The sequence below is a fragment of the Novosphingobium sp. 9 genome (assembly GCF_025340265.1).
Lineage (GTDB): Bacteria > Pseudomonadota > Alphaproteobacteria > Sphingomonadales > Sphingomonadaceae > Novosphingobium.
Map to the genome: position 1 here is coordinate 1,069,042 of NZ_CP022707.1, position 16,229 is coordinate 1,085,270.

A 16,229-nucleotide genomic window follows, 5' to 3' on the forward strand; every position below is an offset into this window, starting at 1 on the left:
AAGGGTTCGGACGATGGCGACGACACCCGTGGCGGGCAGGAACAGGCGCAAGTGGCGCAAGGAAGAGGTCGTCGGCCTCGCGGTGGCGCTTGCGCTGCACGCGGGGCTGGTCGCGGTGATCCTGATCAAGCCCGCGACGCCGCCCAAACCGAGCGAGCCCAAGCCGGTCGAAGTGACGATCAGCACCGATATCGCGCAGACCTCGACTTCGCCCGATCCCAAGGCGCAGGCCGCGCCCGATGTGGCGCCAGCGATCGGCGAGGAAGCGGCCGATGCTGCGCCTGCCGAGCCGGAGCCGGTTCCCGCGCCGCCCGTGCCGACCCCGCCGCAACCCAAACCGGAACCGCGTCCGGTGCCCAAGCCGGTCGAGAAGCCTGAGCCCAAACCGGCACCCCGGCCCGTGCCGAAGCCGGTGCCCAAGCCTGCTCCCAAACCGGTCGAGCGGCCCAAGCCCCAGCCTAAACCGGCGCCTAAACCGGCGCCCAAGCCGGTCGAGAAACCGAAACCGGCGCCCAAGCCCGCCCCCAAGCCTGCGCCTCGTCATGAGGAGAAGGCGCCCTCGAAGCCTGCTGCCAAGCCCGCCGCCAAGCCGGGCAAGGGCGAGGCCGAGACCAAGGGCAATGCCAAGGCGCCGCCCAAGAAGGCGGGCGGCAGTCTGGTCGGCGCGGACTTCCTCAAGGGGCTGGAAGGCGCCAAGGACCCGCAGGGCAAGGGCGCGCCTGCTGCGGCGATGAGCCCGCAGGTCGCCGCCTCGCTGGGCGCCACGATCCGTCGCCAGATCAAGCCGCACTGGCAGGCGCCGCAGGGTGCCGATGCCGACAAGCTGATCACCCGCATCCGCTTCCGCCTGAACCCGGACGGTACGCTCGACGGCGCGCCGCAGGTGGTTTCGACCACCGGCGTCACCGCCTCGAACAAGGCGCAGGTGGAACGTCATCAGGAGATGGCCGTTCGTGCCGTAAGGCTGGCCGCGCCGTTCAACCTGCCGTCCGAATACTATTCGACCTGGAAAACCATAACCACCGACTTCGACAGGAAACTCTCGCAATGATCCCTCTTCGCCTTATCGCGCTCGGACTTGTCGCGAGCGTCTCGACTGCCGCACTCGCCCAGTCTGCGCCGCTGACGCCGATGCCCGCGCCCAATGCCGCGCCTTCGCAATCTGCATCTCAGCCCGCTGGTACTCAGGATGACGGCGGCCTGCAGGTCACTGTTTCGGACGACAGCGCCTGGGAGAACCTCGGCATCGCGATCACCGCCTTCGCCACCGACGCCGACGTGCCGACGCGGACCAACGCGGGATCGACCGCGTCGCTCGGCCGGGCGGTCTCCTCGGTGATCGCCGACGACCTCAAGAACAACGGCCTGTTCAAGCCTTCGGGGCCGCAGGGTCTGCCGGACGTGGCCTATAGCCAGGTTCAGGCGCCGACCTATCCGGTCTGGTCCTCGCGCGGGGCGGACATGCTGGTGCAGGGCTTTGTGCGCGCAGGTGCCGACGGGCAGATCACCGTGGGCTGCTATCTCTACGACGTCGCGCTCAAGCAGATGCTTTCGAAGGGCGGCTGGCAGGTCGGCCCCGAGGACTGGCGCCGCGCGGCGCACAAGTGTTCGGACATGGTCTATTCGCGCCTGTCGGGCGAGAGCCCGTTCTTCGATTCGCGCATCGCCTTCATTGCCGAGAGCGGCCCCAAGGCGCACCGCATCAAGCGGCTGGCGGTGATGGATTCGGATGGCGCGAACTTGCGCTATCTCACCAGCGGGCAGGCGCTGGCGCTGACGCCGCGCTATTCGCCGGACTATTCCAAGCTGCTCTACCTCTCGTACCTCAATGGCGAGCCGAGCATCTACGTCTATGACCTGAACACCAACACCCAGCGCCTGATCAGCCGTTCCAAGAACCCGACCTTCGCGCCGCGCTGGTCGCCCGATGGCAAGTCGATCCTCTATTCGATGGCGACGGGCGGCAACACCAACATCTATCGCGTTTCGGCCAGCGGCGGCGCACCGGTGCAGCTCACCAACGTGCCGGGCATCTCGATCGGCGGCAGCTATTCGCCCGATGGCAGCAAGATCGTGTTCGAGAGCGACCGTTCGGGCAACCAGCAGGTCTACGTGATGAACGCGGATGGCTCGAACCAGCACCGCATCACCTTCTTCGGCGGCAGCTCGGCCACGCCCGAATGGAGCCCGCGCGGCGACCTGATCGCCTTCACCCACATCGCGGGCAACCTGCGCGTGGCGGTGATGACGCCCGAGGGGCGCGACATGCGCTACCTCACCAATTCGTGGCAGGACGAGGCGCCCACCTGGTCGCCGAACGGGCGCATCGTGCAGTTCTTCCGCACCGCCAAGGGATCGAGCGACGCCTCGATCTGGCAGGTCGACCTGACCGGCCGCAACGAGCGCAAGCTGCCGACGCCCGGCGGCGCCTCGGACCCGGCGTGGGGCCCGATCCGTCCGTAAAGGGAGCGTAAGGGCGAAAGTACCGTCCGTATTTCTGCCAGTGTGAATTTTCGTGCGACTTGACTCTGTCGCACAGTGAACAAAACTCCGGTCCTGCGCGTTCATCGTGCAGGACCGCGCCTGAGAGGAGATTGAACCATGCCTTCCCAGACTTCTGTCGTTTCGCCTTCCACGATGTCGCGCCGTACCCGCCTGATCGGCATGTCGCTGATGGTGGCGGGCGCGCTGACCGTCTCGGCCTGCTCGAAGAAGCCGCCCAAGGAGCTGCCGCCGCAGCCGGTCGGCCCCGAGACCTCGATGCCCGCGAACACGCAGCCTGCCTACAACGGCCCGGTCAAGGGTTCGTCGGAAGACTTCATCGCGACGATGATGGGCGCCGACACGATCTACTTCGACACCAACAACTACGATGTTGATGCCGAGGATCAGGCCGCGCTCGCCAAGCAGGCGCAGTGGATGATGCAGTATCCCAACACCCACGCCACCATCGAGGGCCACTGCGACGAGCGCGGCACGCGCGACTACAACCTCGCGCTGGGTGAGCGCCGCGCCAATGCGGCCAAGAACTACCTCGTCAGCCTGGGCGTTTCGCCTGATCGTCTGACCACCGTCAGCTACGGCAAGGAGCGCCCGATCGCGCTCGGCTCGACGCCCGACGCCTGGGCGAAGAACCGCCGCGCGGTGACGGTCGTGATGAACTGATGACGTTCGGGGCATGTCCTGTGCGGGACATGCCCTTGCGGCACCGGCCCTCGCGGATTTTACAAAACAACAGCCCGGCATGCGATCTGCGCAAGCCGGGCTGTTGCGTGGAAGGGCTTGCGTACCAAGGCCCCGAACGCGTATCGGCGCAGGGATGAGCCGCGCAACCCGAACCAATGACTGGGGCTTTCCCCGCTGGAGGCCCTACGGCGCCTCGCGCGAGGCGGCACAGGTTCGGCTCTGCGATCGCCACGGCTGCAACGATCCGGGTGACTGCCCCGCGCCCAAGAGTCCGAACAGCCGCGATCGCTGGTATTTCTGCCAGAAGCACGCCGCCGAATACAACGCCGGGTGGGACTACTTCGCCGGGCTCGACGCCGAGGAAGCCGCCGCGCGCGAAGCAGACGAGCAGGCCGAGACGGCGGGCTACAAGGAATCGGCGCACTATGGCTGGGCGGGCTCGGGCGACGGCACCCGCAGCCGCGACGAGCTGCGCGCGCTCGAAGCGCTCGGCCTCGATCCCGATGCGGACTTCGACGCGGTGAGGAAGGCCTGGCGCACCAGGGCCAAGGAAGTCCACCCCGACGTCAAGCCCAACGACCCGGAAGCCGCCAAGGCCTTCCAGACCTACCAGCTCGCCTACGAAGTCCTGCGCGCCGCCGAAGACCGGCGCGAGTGGAAGGGCTGAGAGGGCTAGTCGGGAAGCGTTTGCAGAAGGGCTGCCGCGATCCGTTTTCTGTGTATTCCGGTATGAGATCGCTCGCTATCGCTGCCGCGCTGCTGCTCGTGACGGGCTGCTCGGACGACTGTTCCGACACGCCGATCAAAATCGTCGATAGTCCGGATGGGCTACATTCGGCGGTATTGTTTCAGCGGGACTGCGGCGCGACCACGGGGTTCTCGACACAGGTCTCTGTTGTTCCGTCTCGCCAGACGCCTCTTCACGCAGGCAATGCATTTCGTGCCGATGACGATCACGGTGCGGCCGCATTGGGCCCATGGGGCGGTTCGTGGGCGCAGATCCAGTGGCTGGCCACAGATCACCTGCTCGTTCGCTATGCGGCTAAATCCCGCATCTTCAAGCGAGCGGACCATGTGGACGGCGTCCGTATAACCTACCAGTCCATTCGCCGCTGAGTATGCTCACGCTCGCGCCATCGCCAGTAGTCCTGGCAGCGCGGGGTTGAGGCTGTCCTCGCGCCAGACGATGGCCTGGGCGACTTCGGGTGCCGCCTCCAGATCGACGAAGCGCACGCCAGCGATGCCGAGCTTGCGCACCGAGGCGGGGACGAGCGCCAGGCCGAGGCCCTCGGCGACGAGGCCGACGATGGTCTGCTGCAACTGCACTTCGAGGCGGACTTCGGGCTCGCCGCCGCCGAGCCGCACGTAGTCCTCGACCGTGCGGCGCAGGGTCGGGGCGACGTCGGCCAGCACCGCGATCAGCGCGCGGTCGGTGAAGTGGGCGGGGGTGAGGATGGGCTCTGCGGCGAGGGGATCGTCAGCAGGTATCGCGGCGACCAGCGGTTCGCGGTGGATCGTCGCGCTGGACAGGCCAGGCAGCTGGCCGGGATCGAAGGTCACCCCCGCATCGAGGCGCCCTTGGGCCACATCGACGAGCAACTGCTGCGGCACCGTCTCGCGCAGATGCAGGCGCACCAGTGGATGCGTGGTCATGTAGCGCCGGGTCAGCGCGGGGACGAGGCCGTAGGCGGCGTGCATCATGAAGCCGACCGCCAGTTCGCCGATCTCGCCTGCTTCGGCGAGCCGCGCGTTGCGGCAGGCCTCGTCGAAGGTCGCCAGCGTGCGGCGGGCGTCAGCGGCGAACTGTTCGCCCGCAGGGGTCAGGCGGGCATGGCGCGAATTGCGCTCGACCAGCCGCACGCCAAGGTCCGCCTCCAGCGCGGCGATCTGGCGGCTGAGCGGCGGCTGGCTGATGTGCAGCGCGCGCGCCGCCTGCCCGAAATGCAGCGTGCGGGCGAGTTCGACGAAGTAGCGCAACTGGCGCAGCTCGATCACTGATACGTCTCCGGCATCGGTCTGGTGACAAAACGGTATTGGAATGCATCAATCTGGCCGACTACGCCACGGCGGATTTTCCATCGTATACTTGTCCGTCTGCCTAAGGGGCGCTGTTCTCTCCCATGTCCGTCCTGTTCATCGTCCTGCCGATCTTCGCGCTGATCTTCGCCGGGTGGCTGTGCCGCCGCCTCGACGTGCTCGGCCCCAACGCCACGCGTGAGCTGAACCGCTTCGTGGTCTATCTCGCGCTGCCTGCACTGCTGCTGGATATCGTCGCGAAAGCCAGCTGGTCGCAGATCTGGCAACCGGGCTTCGTCGGCGCATTCGGGATCGGCGTGGCGGTGATTTTCGTCGCCACCATCGCCATCCGCCTGCGCGCGCATGGGCTGGCCGATGCGGCGGTCGACGGGCTGAACGCGGCCTATGGCAACACGGGCTACATCGGTTTTCCGCTGGCTGCCGCCGTGCTGGGCGCAGGAGGCGCGACGCCGACGCTGGTGGCCTCTATCATCACGATCTGCATCCTGTTCGCGGTGGCCATCGTGCTGATCGAGGTGGGGCTGGAAGCCTCGCAGCCGCCGCTTCGGATCGTGCAGAAGGTTGCCGGATCGCTCGCCCGCAATCCGCTGGTGATCGCGCCGGTGCTGGGCGCGGTGGTGCTGGCGGTGGGGCGGGGCCTGCCGGTGCCGGTCGACAGCTTCCTGAAGCTCCTGGGCGGCGCGGCGAGTCCTTGTGCGCTGGTGGCGCTCGGCCTGTTCCTGGCGGAGAAGCGCGAGGCCAAGGGAGGGGCTGGCGGCACCGTCGTCCTGCTGACCGCGCTCAAGCTGCTGGTGCAGCCGGTGCTGACCTGGTGGCTGGCAACCCGCGTCTTCGCGCTCGATCCGTTTCAGGTCCGCGCGGCCGTGCTGCTTGCCGCGCTGCCGACCGGCACCGGCCCGTTCATGCTCGCCGAGTTCTATCGCCGCGAGGCGGGGCTGACCGCGAAAGTCGTGCTGGCCTCCACTGTGGTCTCGCTGTTCACGATCACCGGCTATCTCGCCTTCGGGGGTAACGAACCCTTACAAAATCGAGCCAGAACGAAAACGGGCGCCCGAGGATATCCCCGCGCGCCCGTTTTTCATCAGCCGAGTGCCGCAGCAGCCCTTACTTGGGCGAGAGCACCATCAGCATCTGGCGGCCTTCCATGCGCGGATAGGATTCCACCTTCGCCACTTCGGCGACGTCTTCCTGCACGCGGCGCAGCAGGTTCATGCCCAGCTGCTGGTGCGAAAGCTCACGACCGCGGAAGCGCAGGGTGACCTTCACCTTGTCGCCATCGCCGATGAAACGCACGACGTTACGCATCTTGGTGTCGTAGTCGTGGTCGTCGATGTTCGGACGCATCTTGATCTCCTTGATCTCCTGCGTCTTCTGCGTCTTGCGCGCGGCATTGGCCTTTTTCTGGGCCTCATACCGGTACTTGCCGACATCGAGGAACTTGCACACCGGCGGATCGGCGTTGGGCGAGACCTCTACGAGGTCGAGGCCGAGGTCTGCCGCCTGTTCAATCGCCTGGCGCGTGTACATGACGCCGATGTTTTCGCCGTTCTCGTCGATAACACGGACCTTGTCGGTCTGGATCATGTGATTGTAGCGCGGTCCACTCTTGACCGGTGGCGTCATCATGCGCCGGGGTGGGGGTGCTATATGCGTTCTCCTGAACTGTTGTCGTCATGCCCGAAACATGCCCGTAACGCGGACAGACTCGGGACTTTGTGAATTTGGGCGTCATTAATGCGAATCACTCCCGCTCGCCAAGCAGGAAATCGGCCTTTTCGGCCACGCCAATCGATTAATTGCCCCGGTCGGAGCCCGACCTTGGCCCCAATATGGGCCTTCAGGCCGCCGCGCGCCAGAGGGGTAGCGCAAAATCCGCGAATTTGTGGCCACCAAGGCCTCGATTTCGCGCGCGGGCTGCATGGCGGAGAGGATCGCCGGATCGCCTGCATCCATGCCGCCGGTGAGCGCGCCGAAGGCGGGCAGGATCAGCCGGGTCTCGCTGCGGACCGCGCAGGGACGCACGATCCGCCGCCCGCGCGCAGTGAGTCGCAGGCGCGGGTGAAAGTGCCCGGAAAGCTCGGGCAGGGTGCTGTCCGCTTCCGCCTGATGGCGCAGGGCAAGGCCGCCGGTCAGCACTTCTTCGGCCACCGTGCCGCCGATTGCGGCAGGCAGGTGCGGATCGTGGTTGCCGGTGATCCACACCCAGTCGAGCGCGCGGGTCAGTGCGGCGAGCATGCCCGCCGCATGCGGCTCCAGCCGGGCGGGGCCATCGGCATCGTGGAAATTGTCGCCCAGCGCATAGACCCGCCGCGCGCCGGTCAGCCGCACCGCCTCGGCCAGCCGCTTCAGCGTGACGCGGCTGTCGTAGGGGGGAAGCATCTGCCCGGTGCGCGCGAAGAAGCTGCCTTTCTCCAGATGCAGGTCCGCGACCAGCAGCGCGTTCTCGTGCGGCCAGTAGATCGCGCCGGCATGGCCGCCCGCCGGCACCACGAGATGCATCTCGAAGGACTGGAACGAAAAGGGAACCATGGCTTTCCCTTGCCCCAGCGGATGTGTTTTGGCAAGCGCTTCAAGGGATTCTCAAGGAACGGACATGACCGACTGGACTGGCGCTCAGACGCGCGCACGCGAATGGTTCGAGGCTTTGCGCGATTCGATCTGCGCGGCCTTCGAGGCGATCGAGCGCGAGGCCGGTTCGGACGCGCGTTTCGAATATACGTCCTGGCAGCGTGAGGACGATGGCAGCGGCGGTGAGCCCGGTGGAGGCGTTCGCGGCCTGATGAAGGGCCGGGTGTTCGAGAAAGTCGGGGTCAACGTCTCGACCGTGGGCGGCACGTTCAGCCCGCAGTTCGCCGCCTCGATCAACGGCGCCTCGGTGGAGCAGCCCGAGTTTACCGCGACTGGGATCAGCCTTGTGGCGCACATGGCCAATCCGCAGGTGCCTGCGGTCCACATGAACACGCGCTTCCTGACGACCACGAAGGCGTGGTTCGGCGGGGGCGCCGATCTCAACCCGCCGCTGCCGCGCGAAGAGGATACCGCCGATTTCCACGCCGCCTTCAAGGCCGCGTGCGATCCGTTCGGCGAGGACCGCTATCCGCGCTTCAAGGCCTGGGCGGACGACTATTTCTATATCCCCCACCGCAAGGTCCATCGCGGTGTGGGCGGGATCTTCTACGATCACCTCGAATGCGCCGACGAGGCCCGGTTCGAGGCCGAGTTCGCCTTCACCCGCGCGGTGGGCGAGGCGTTCCTCGACATCTTCCCGACAATCGTGCGGCGGCGCATGGCCGAAAGCTTCACGCCTGCCGACAAGGCGGTGCAGCTGGAATGGCGCGGACGTTATGCCGAGTTCAACCTCGTCCACGATCGCGGCACGCTGTTCGGGCTCAAGACCGGCGGCAATATCGACGCGATCCTGATGAGCCTGCCGCCCGAAGCGACCTGGAACTGAGAAAAGACCGGTCATGACCGCTGCGGGAGAGGATACGGACAGATCATGAGCTGGGTCACGCGCCACGTCTGGATTGCGAAGCCGGTCGCGTTCGCCGTGCGCCAGCGTCGCCGCGTGCGCCAGAGCGAGGCCGCGTTCATCGTGCTGGCGGTGATGGTCGGCCTTGCGGCGGGCTGGACGACGAACCTGCTGCGGGCGCTCGCGCACGGGATGCAGCGCGTACTTTACGGCGTCACCGTCAACCGGGTGAGCGCGCTGGGCGAGATACACCATCCCTGGCGGTTGATCGCGCTGCCGATCGGCGGGGTGCTGCTGGTCGGCCTCTCGCTGTTGCTGCGCCGTCGCCGCGCGCCGATCGACGTGGTCGAGGCGAACGCGATGCACGGTGGGCGCATACCTTTCACCGATAACCTCGTGATCGCTGTGCAGACGCTGTTCTCGAACGGTGCGGGCGCGTCGGTGGGGCTGGAGGCGGCTTATGCGCAGATGGGCGGCGGCATGGGGTCGTGGCTGGGGCAGTGGTTCAACCTGCGCCGCGCGGATATGCGCATTCTGGTGGGCGCGGGTGCAGGTGCGGCCATCGGCGCGGCATTCGGTGCCCCGATCACCGGGGCGTTCTATGCCTTCGAGATCATCATCGGAACCTATGCCCCTGCCGGTCTGGCGCCGGTCATGGCCGCCTCGCTTTCGGCGGTGTTCATCTCCAAGATCCTCGGCGCGCAGCCCTATCTGATCGCCACCACGGCGGAGCGGATCATCAGCCTTCGCGAATATGCGGCCTATGCGGTGCTGGGTCTTGCCTGCGCGGGTGTCGGCATCGTCGTGATGCGGCTGGTGACATTTGCCGAGATCAACGTGCAGGGGCGCCTGAAGCTGGGGCGTTATCGCCCGTTGGTGGGCGGCGTGCTGCTGATCCCGCTGGCGCTGATCTCGCCGCAGGTGCTCTCGGCGGGGCACGGGGCGATGCACCTCAATCTGGCGATGGTGCCGCCGCTGCAGTTCCTGCTGATGATCCTCGTGCTCAAGATGCTGGCCTGCACGATTTCGCTGAGCTTCGGTTTCCGTGGCGGCCTGTTCTTCGCCTCGCTGTTCTTGGGCTCGATCACCGGGCAGATCTTCGCCGACCTGGTCGAGATGCTGCCGCTGGGTATCTCGCTCGACCATACCGATGCCGCGCTGGTGGGCATGGCGGCGGTCAGCGTGTCGATCGTCGGTGGGCCGATGACGCTGACGATGCTGATGCTGGAAACCACCCACGATTTCGCGCTGATGGGGCTGGTGCTGACCGCCTCGCTGATTTCCAGCGCGATCACCCGGCAGGTGTTCGGCTATTCGTTCTCGACATGGCGCCTGCATCTGCGCGGGTCGGTGATCCGGGGGCCGCGCGACATCGGCTGGATGCTGAAACTCTCGGCCGGGCGGATCATGCGGACGGACTGGAGCGCCATTCCCGGCGACATGACGCTGGCGCAGGCGCGCGAGCGCATTCGCTTGGGTTCGACCAAGAAGGTCATCGTCACCGACGAGGACGGGCGCTATCTGGGCATCGCGATCACCGCTGCCGTCCACGATCCGGCGGCGGACGAGGAGGCGAGCGTCGCTTCCGTGGCGCGTCTGGAGGAGGTCACGCTGTCTCCCGCCACCGGCATCCGCGAGACGCTGGAGGCGTTCGACAATGCCGGCGCGGATGAAATCGCGGTGGTCGACGGGGTGGGCCGGGTGCTCGGGATCGTCACCGAAGCCCATGCCCGTCGTCGCTATTTCGAGGAAATGGAAACCTTCCAGCGCGAGCTTTACGGGGAGTCGTAAGCGGGATTTACCGCGCGTCGGCGCCGTTCCCGTCCCCGCCTTCGCGATGCTCGAAGTGCCTGTCCACCAGCATGTCGATGGCATCGACGATGCGCGGACGGGCGCGCGGGTCGGCGCGCATCAGGTCCTTGATGTCCAGTTCGCGCTCCAGTTCGACGCCGAAGGTCTTGCCGTCGCTCCAGCACACCGCACCGCGGATGCGCAAGGAAGAGGGCAGGCGCAGGCTCACTTCCTCGCCGGCGCTGGGCATGGCGACCTGCGGGGCGATGCACATGCCGTGCGCCGAGACATTGCGGATGATGACCTCCTGCTCGGGCAGGTCGCGACCGCTCAGCAGCGCCTTGATCAGCGTGCGCTGGCGCGGTTCGGGGGTGCGCCGCTCGCTGTCCTCGGCGCTTTCCATGCGCACGAGGGCAAGGGTCGGGTTCATCACGCCCAGCACGTCGTGGACGAAGGCGTGGGTGGGCAGCGCGGCGGACAGCGTCGCTGCCAGCGGAAGGGCGGGAAGGTCGGAAGCGGCCATGAAAGTCAGGTTGTCTGCGGCATCGATCGGGCTGCGGTCCATCGAGGGGCTCCTGTGGTGGGAAAGGTCGGAGGCACGGGGAGAAGCGGACTGAGCCGCCCCCAAAAGGGGTACGACCACACCAGAACGTGGGGCCGAACGTTTGGCCGAACTAGGGGCGGCGGATGTATCCTCGGCTGTCTGCATGTTCGTCATCGAAAACCCCCGTGGCGGGCGACGAAGGTCTCGCCCGGACCGGATGACGATGCACCTGCACGTGTTGGGACGCTGCTAACGGGCCAACCGTTAAAATGCGTAAAGCAATCGATTAAAGGCTCCGTTTACGAACGATTGCGTGCAAAAAGTGCAATTCTGTCGCTTGCCTCTTGTCGTGGACGCAAAAATCCTGACATGCTGGCCCGTACCCATGCTGCGCCAATACGAACTCGTCGAACGCGTCCTTGAATACGCACCGGAGGCCGATGAGGGCCTTCTCAACCGTGCCTATGTCTACACCGTGCAGAAGCACGGCAGCCAGAAGCGCGCCAGCGGTGATCCCTACTTCAGCCACCCGGTCGAAGTGGCGGGCCTGATGACCGAGCTGAAGCTCGACCAGCAGACGATCATCACCGCGCTGCTCCACGATACGGTCGAGGATACCCTCGCCACCATCGACGAGATCGAGAAGCTGTTCGGGGCCGATGTCGCGCGGCTGGTCGATGGCGTCACCAAGCTCTCGAAGATCGAGGCGATGGGCGAGAACGAGCGCGCGGCGGAGAACCTGCGCAAGTTCCTGCTGGCGATGAGCGAGGACTTGCGCGTCCTGCTCGTCAAGCTGGCCGACCGCCTGCACAACATGCGCACGCTCCACTTCATCAAGAAGCCGGAGAAGCGCCAGCGCATCGCGCGCGAGACCATGGAAATCTACGCGCCGCTGGCTGAGCGCGTGGGCATGTACGAATACATGCGCGAGATGCAGATGCTCGCCTTCGAGCAGCTGGAGCCCGAAGGCTATGCCACGATCACCGGGCGCCTCGCGCAGATCCGCAGCGAGGAAGGCGGGCAGGTCGATGCCATCGCGCTCGCCATCAAGCAGGCGCTGGCCGAAGTGGGCATGAACGTCGAGGTTTCGGGGCGCGAGAAGCATCCGTACTCGATCTGGCGCAAGATGAAGGAGCGCCACGTCTCCTTCGAGCAGATCACCGACATCATGGCCTTCCGCGTGCTCGTGGATAACGAGGACGATTGTTACCGGGCGCTTGGCGTGCTGCACCGGCACTGGCAGATGATCCCCGGCCGCTTCAAGGACTACATCTCCACTCCGAAGACCAACGGCTACCAGTCGCTGCACACCGCGCTGATCTTCGAGAATTCGATGCGCATGGAAGTACAGGTCCGCACGCGCGAGATGCATCGCCTCAACGAATACGGCCTTGCCGCGCACTGGGCCTACAAGCAGGGCGGCGTGCGTCCCGACGGGCAGGTCGGCTGGCTGCGCGACCTGATCGAGATCGTCGATTCCTCGCACGATGCCGAGGAACTGCTCGAAAACACCAAGATGGCGATCTATCAGGATCGCATCTTCGCCTTCACGCCCAAGGGCGCGCTTTACCAGTTGCCGCGCGGGTCGACGGCGGTGGACTTCGCCTATGCGGTCCACACCAATCTCGGCAATGCGGCGGTCGGCGCCAAGATCAACGGGCGGCACATGCCGCTGCGCACGCGGCTGAACAACGGCGACGTGATCGAGATCATCAAGAGCGCCACGTCCGAGCCGCAGCTTTCGTGGCTGGCCTTCGTGGTCAGCGGCAAGGCCCGCGCCGCCATCCGCCGCGCGGTGCGCGCCAAGGAGCGCGCCGAAGTGGCCGAGATCGGCTCCAAGCTGTTCGACGAGCTGGTCGGCCACATGCCGGGCCGGATCGGCAAGAAGGCGACCCAGGGCGCGGTCGAGCGGCTGGACCTGCGCGACGAGGAAGACCTGATGTTCGCCATCGGCTCGGCCCGCTTCACCGACCGCGAGGTGATGGAAGCGTTGATGCCGGGCAGCACCGAGCAGCTTCCCGAAATGCCCGAATGGACTCGCAGCGAACGGGCGATCTCGATCCGGGGGCTGACGCCGGGCATGGGCTTCGAACTGGCGAAGTGCTGCCACCCGGTGCCGGGCGACCGCATCGTCGGCCTGCGCCACCCCGATCACAAGGTGGAAGTCCACACCATCGACTGCCCGACGCTGGCCGATCATGCCGACGCCGAATGGCTGGACCTGTCGTGGGGCGAGCGCACCACCGGCGCGGTTGGTCGTCTGCGGCTGGTGCTCTACAACCGCCCCGGTACGCTGGCCGAAGTGACCGAGATACTCGCGCGCTATCGCGCCAATATCGTCAACCTGCAGATGTACCAGCGCGACGATCCGTTCGGCACCTATGATGTCGAACTGGAAGTGAGCGATCTGGCGCACCTCACCCGCATCGTCGGCTCCTTGCGCGCAAGTGAAGCGGTGGCGGACGCCGAACGGCTTTAGGCAATATCGGCATTTCCGATTTAAGGAGGGCTTCCGGCATGCGCCGGGAGCCTTTCTTTCTATGCTCTATTGCACTTGATTCTCATTATATTGTGCGACAGAAGCAGGGCCTTCCCAAGCCACTACACAGATGAAAGGGCATCGATCACATGCCTAGCCTGAACGATGAGATGAAGCGCTTCCTGGCCGTGCAGCTGCCGATCCAGTCGACCGTCAGCAAGGACGGGCTGCCCGATATCGGCCCCAAGCGCTCGCTGCGGGTCTATGACGATACGACGCTGATCTACAACGAGAATACTGGCGGCCAGACGCTCCAGAACTTGCGTGACGGGTCGAAGATGGCGATTGCCGTGATCGATCGCGAGGCGCTGGACGGCTATCGCTTCGTGGGCTCGCCCGAGATTTTCTCGGAAGGCGAGCCTTTTGAGAAGGCCTGCGCCTTTGCCGAGACCGCAGGGATGAAGACGCCCAAGTTTGCCGTGCTGATCCACATCGACGAGATCTACACGCTGCGGTCGGGGCCGACGGCAGGCACCAAGCTGCCTGCATGAGACTGCTTGCCTAACAGCGGCGGAGAGGGCGGCTGCGGGCCCCCTCTCCTGCCGCGATGTCATCAGGCTCTAAACATTCACGCCCGGTGCGGGGCGAACAGGATCACGCCCGCGCCCAGCAGGCACAGCGCGGCGCCCGCCAGATCCCAGCGGTCGGGTCGCACGCCCTCGGCCTGCCACAGCCACAGCAGCGCGCACGTGATGTAGATCCCGCCGTATGCGGCATAGGCGCGGCCTGCCTCGTCGGCATCGACGCGCGTCAGCAGCCAGGCAAACAGCGCCAGCGAGAGGCACCCCGGCACCAGCCACAGCGGCGAGCGGTCCATCCGCAGCCACGCCCAGAAGGCGAAGCAGCCGCCGATTTCGGCTAATGCTGCCAGCACATAGATCAGGATCGAAAGCATCCCCCTGCCTGACAGGGCAGGGGGCGCTTGTCCAATATCTAGAGCGGTGTCTGATCCGATTGCACCGGAACAACCGCTCTCAGTTTCTGGTTTGCCGCATTTTCCGAGTCATCAGGTGATTCTGCCTGATTAGAAAATGCTTTGGCGGGTGAAATTCCTCACAGGAAGATCGCGAAGTTGACGAGGCCGTTCACCGCCGTGCCGACCTTCTGGTCGAACACCGGGTTGTGGATCACGCTGATGCCCGGCTGGATCGACAGGCCGTGCATCACGTGGAACTCGTAGCCCACGGTGTAGGTCTGCGTGCCGCTACGGGGGTAGAAGGTGTCGGTCGCCGAGGCATCGCGGGTGTCGCGGCTGTAGACGGAATCGGCGATGACGACCGAAAGCATGTCGTCCGGGCGCCCGGCGAAGGGGCCTTTCACGTAGGCGCGGCCTTCGTAGTAGCGATAGACCTTGTCGATGCTGCCCGGCGCGCCGTTGAAGGTGGCGCCTAGATAGATACCGCGCGCCGGATTGTCACCATCGGGCTGGGTGATCTGCTGGTCCACGGCGGCAAAGACCATGCCGTTGTGGCCTGTGCCGGTGCCGTCGATCCGCTTGTAGTCGGACCAGTTGTAGATCCCGCCCGCGCGCGCCCAGAAGTACTTGTGGTTCGCGTCCGGGTCCACCTGATAGCCGATTTCCTGCACGGTCAGCGGCTTGGCGCCGTTCACCGAGAAGGTCAGGCCTGCCGGGTTCTCGTCGTTCTCGGCGGTGGAGCCGTTGGGGCTGATGCTGCGCTGGATGCCGCTGCGGGTGTAGAGGTGCTTGGTCCAGTGGATCAGCGCAAGGGCGCTGGGCGCATCGTACTGGCCGAAGCTGAGCCCTGCCTCGACCGGCACCTGCGCGGAAGGACCGAGCGCGCCGCCCGAAAGGCTGCCGCCCACCGTGCTGCCCATGAAATAGGTGGTGTTGGCGATATAGCCGATGTCGGTCTCGACCTTGCCGCCGAAGATCGGCTGGTGCCAGGTCAGCCCCTTGATGCGCAGATCACGGATGCCGTTGCGCGACTGATAGCCGTTGAGCGACCAGTCGACGCTGGCGGAAAGCTGGCCGCCCTTCAGGCCCACCCGGCCTAGGTCATAGGTCAGGATGGCGTTCTGGTTGCTCGACTGCAGCGTTACCTTCTGGCCGTTGTAGACCTGCGGTCCGTGCAGGTTGCCGCCCGCCTGCGCGAAATCGTAGGCGACGACGTTCAGGCTGTAGAGGCTGAGGCCGAAGCCCGCATCCGCCAGCGCGCTGCGCCAGCCCCCGGCGTCGCGGGTCAGCGTGTTGTCGTAGGTCGGCGCGTGGGTTTCCCAGCCCTTGATCGAGAGCAGCTTGGTCATCGCCTTGAGCCGGGCTTCCTCGCTGTCCGAGCTGTCGTCGGGCGTGGTGGCGGCGGTGGCGGGAACGGCATCGTCGGGCGAGGTGGCGGGCGGTTGCGCCAGAGTCCCTGTCCCTTGGCCGTCCTGCTGGGTGTCGGGCAGGGTCGGTCCATTGGTCGGGGGTGCCTGCTCCGTCGATTGCGCGCTGGCAAGCGCGGGCAAGGCGCAGGCGCCGAGCGCGATCAGTGCGGTGCCCAGGTGGAGCGCGCTGTTAAGGTGTAGCGCAGGGCGACCATGTTGGCGCGAGGCGCGCGCAGGCAAAGCGGTATCACGTGTCTTTTCGAGCATCTCTCAATCCCAATTGTGCGACCCGCTTCTGGTTTATGTTGCGGGTGCGGCGTTGCAGCATCCGCAAC

General features: G+C 66.0%; 14 protein-coding genes and 2 pseudogenes. 10 read left to right on the top strand and 6 right to left on the bottom strand.

Annotated elements, in window-relative coordinates; translation table 11 throughout:
* Positions 1-13 precede the first annotated feature (13 nt).
* The 5 genes from CI805_RS05400 (at position 14) to CI805_RS05420 (ending at position 4,302) form a co-directional block, all read left to right on the top strand.
* Entirely contained in the window at positions 14-1,051 is a 1,038-nt protein-coding gene (locus CI805_RS05400; RefSeq protein ID WP_260926933.1) for a hypothetical protein, read from the top strand.
* Complete coding sequence (gene tolB, locus CI805_RS05405; protein WP_260926934.1) at positions 1,048-2,463, top strand: Tol-Pal system beta propeller repeat protein TolB; 1,416 nt, start codon at positions 1,048-1,050, stop codon at positions 2,461-2,463. Before CI805_RS05400 ends, tolB begins: the two co-directional genes overlap by 4 nt.
* Positions 2,464-2,637: 174 nt before the next feature.
* Positions 2,638-3,165: a peptidoglycan-associated lipoprotein Pal gene (pal, locus tag CI805_RS05410; protein ID WP_260927829.1), complete on the top strand. Its 528-nt coding sequence runs from the start codon at positions 2,638-2,640 to the stop codon at positions 3,163-3,165.
* Between the two features lie 154 nt (positions 3,166-3,319).
* A complete protein-coding gene (locus tag CI805_RS05415) occupies positions 3,320-3,853 on the top strand; it encodes a J domain-containing protein (RefSeq protein WP_260926935.1) in 534 nt (177 codons plus the stop codon).
* A 50-nt stretch (positions 3,854-3,903) separates the two neighbouring features.
* Positions 3,904-4,302, top strand: coding sequence for a hypothetical protein (locus CI805_RS05420; RefSeq protein WP_260926936.1), 399 nt, complete (start codon positions 3,904-3,906; stop codon positions 4,300-4,302).
* A 6-nt stretch (positions 4,303-4,308) separates the two neighbouring features.
* Here CI805_RS05420 and CI805_RS05425 read toward each other — a convergent pair whose 3' ends face one another.
* Complete coding sequence (locus CI805_RS05425) at positions 4,309-5,181, bottom strand: LysR family transcriptional regulator (RefSeq protein ID WP_260926937.1); 873 nt, start codon at positions 5,179-5,181, stop codon at positions 4,309-4,311.
* A gap of 125 nt (positions 5,182-5,306) precedes the next feature.
* Here CI805_RS05425 and CI805_RS05430 point away from each other — a divergent pair.
* Positions 5,307-6,158: pseudogene (locus CI805_RS05430) on the top strand (AEC family transporter); the annotation flags it as partial.
* A gap of 169 nt (positions 6,159-6,327) precedes the next feature.
* Here the strand turns inward: CI805_RS05430 and infC are convergent.
* Both infC and pdeM read right to left on the bottom strand, forming a co-directional pair.
* Positions 6,328-6,849, bottom strand: coding sequence for a translation initiation factor IF-3 (infC, locus tag CI805_RS05435; protein WP_260926938.1), 522 nt, complete (start codon positions 6,847-6,849; stop codon positions 6,328-6,330).
* Positions 6,850-7,060: 211 nt separating this feature from the next.
* A pseudogene (gene pdeM, locus CI805_RS05440) lies at positions 7,061-7,752 on the bottom strand (ligase-associated DNA damage response endonuclease PdeM).
* A gap of 64 nt (positions 7,753-7,816) precedes the next feature.
* Here pdeM and hemF point away from each other — a divergent pair.
* Entirely contained in the window at positions 7,817-8,677 is an 861-nt protein-coding gene (hemF, locus tag CI805_RS05445; RefSeq protein WP_260926942.1) for an oxygen-dependent coproporphyrinogen oxidase, read from the top strand.
* 45 nt (positions 8,678-8,722) lie between these two features.
* Positions 8,723-10,486, top strand: a complete 1,764-nt coding sequence (locus tag CI805_RS05450) for a chloride channel protein (protein WP_260926944.1) — start codon at positions 8,723-8,725, stop codon at positions 10,484-10,486.
* Positions 10,487-10,493: 7 nt separating this feature from the next.
* Here the strand turns inward: CI805_RS05450 and CI805_RS05455 are convergent, their stop codons facing one another.
* Positions 10,494-11,051: a PilZ domain-containing protein gene (locus CI805_RS05455; RefSeq protein WP_260926946.1), complete on the bottom strand. Its 558-nt coding sequence runs from the start codon at positions 11,049-11,051 to the stop codon at positions 10,494-10,496.
* Between the two features lie 364 nt (positions 11,052-11,415).
* Between CI805_RS05455 and CI805_RS05460 the strand changes: the two genes are divergently transcribed.
* Together CI805_RS05460 and CI805_RS05465 are read left to right on the top strand one after the other, a co-directional pair.
* A complete protein-coding gene (locus tag CI805_RS05460; protein ID WP_260926948.1) occupies positions 11,416-13,509 on the top strand; it encodes a RelA/SpoT family protein in 2,094 nt (697 codons plus the stop codon).
* A 149-nt stretch (positions 13,510-13,658) separates the two neighbouring features.
* Positions 13,659-14,060 carry a pyridoxamine 5'-phosphate oxidase family protein gene (locus CI805_RS05465; protein ID WP_260926950.1) on the top strand — a complete coding sequence of 134 codons (402 nt, stop codon included), beginning with the start codon at positions 13,659-13,661 and terminating at the stop codon, positions 14,058-14,060.
* A gap of 77 nt (positions 14,061-14,137) precedes the next feature.
* Here the strand turns inward: CI805_RS05465 and CI805_RS05470 are convergent, their stop codons facing one another.
* Together CI805_RS05470 and CI805_RS05475 are read right to left on the bottom strand one after the other, a co-directional pair.
* Positions 14,138-14,464, bottom strand: a complete 327-nt coding sequence (locus CI805_RS05470) for a YnfA family protein (protein WP_260926951.1) — start codon at positions 14,462-14,464, stop codon at positions 14,138-14,140.
* A 158-nt stretch (positions 14,465-14,622) separates the two neighbouring features.
* Positions 14,623-16,161 (bottom strand): carbohydrate porin, encoded by a 1,539-nt coding sequence (locus tag CI805_RS05475; RefSeq protein WP_260926952.1) that lies wholly within the window; start codon positions 16,159-16,161, stop codon positions 14,623-14,625.
* Positions 16,162-16,229: the final 68 nt, after the last annotated feature.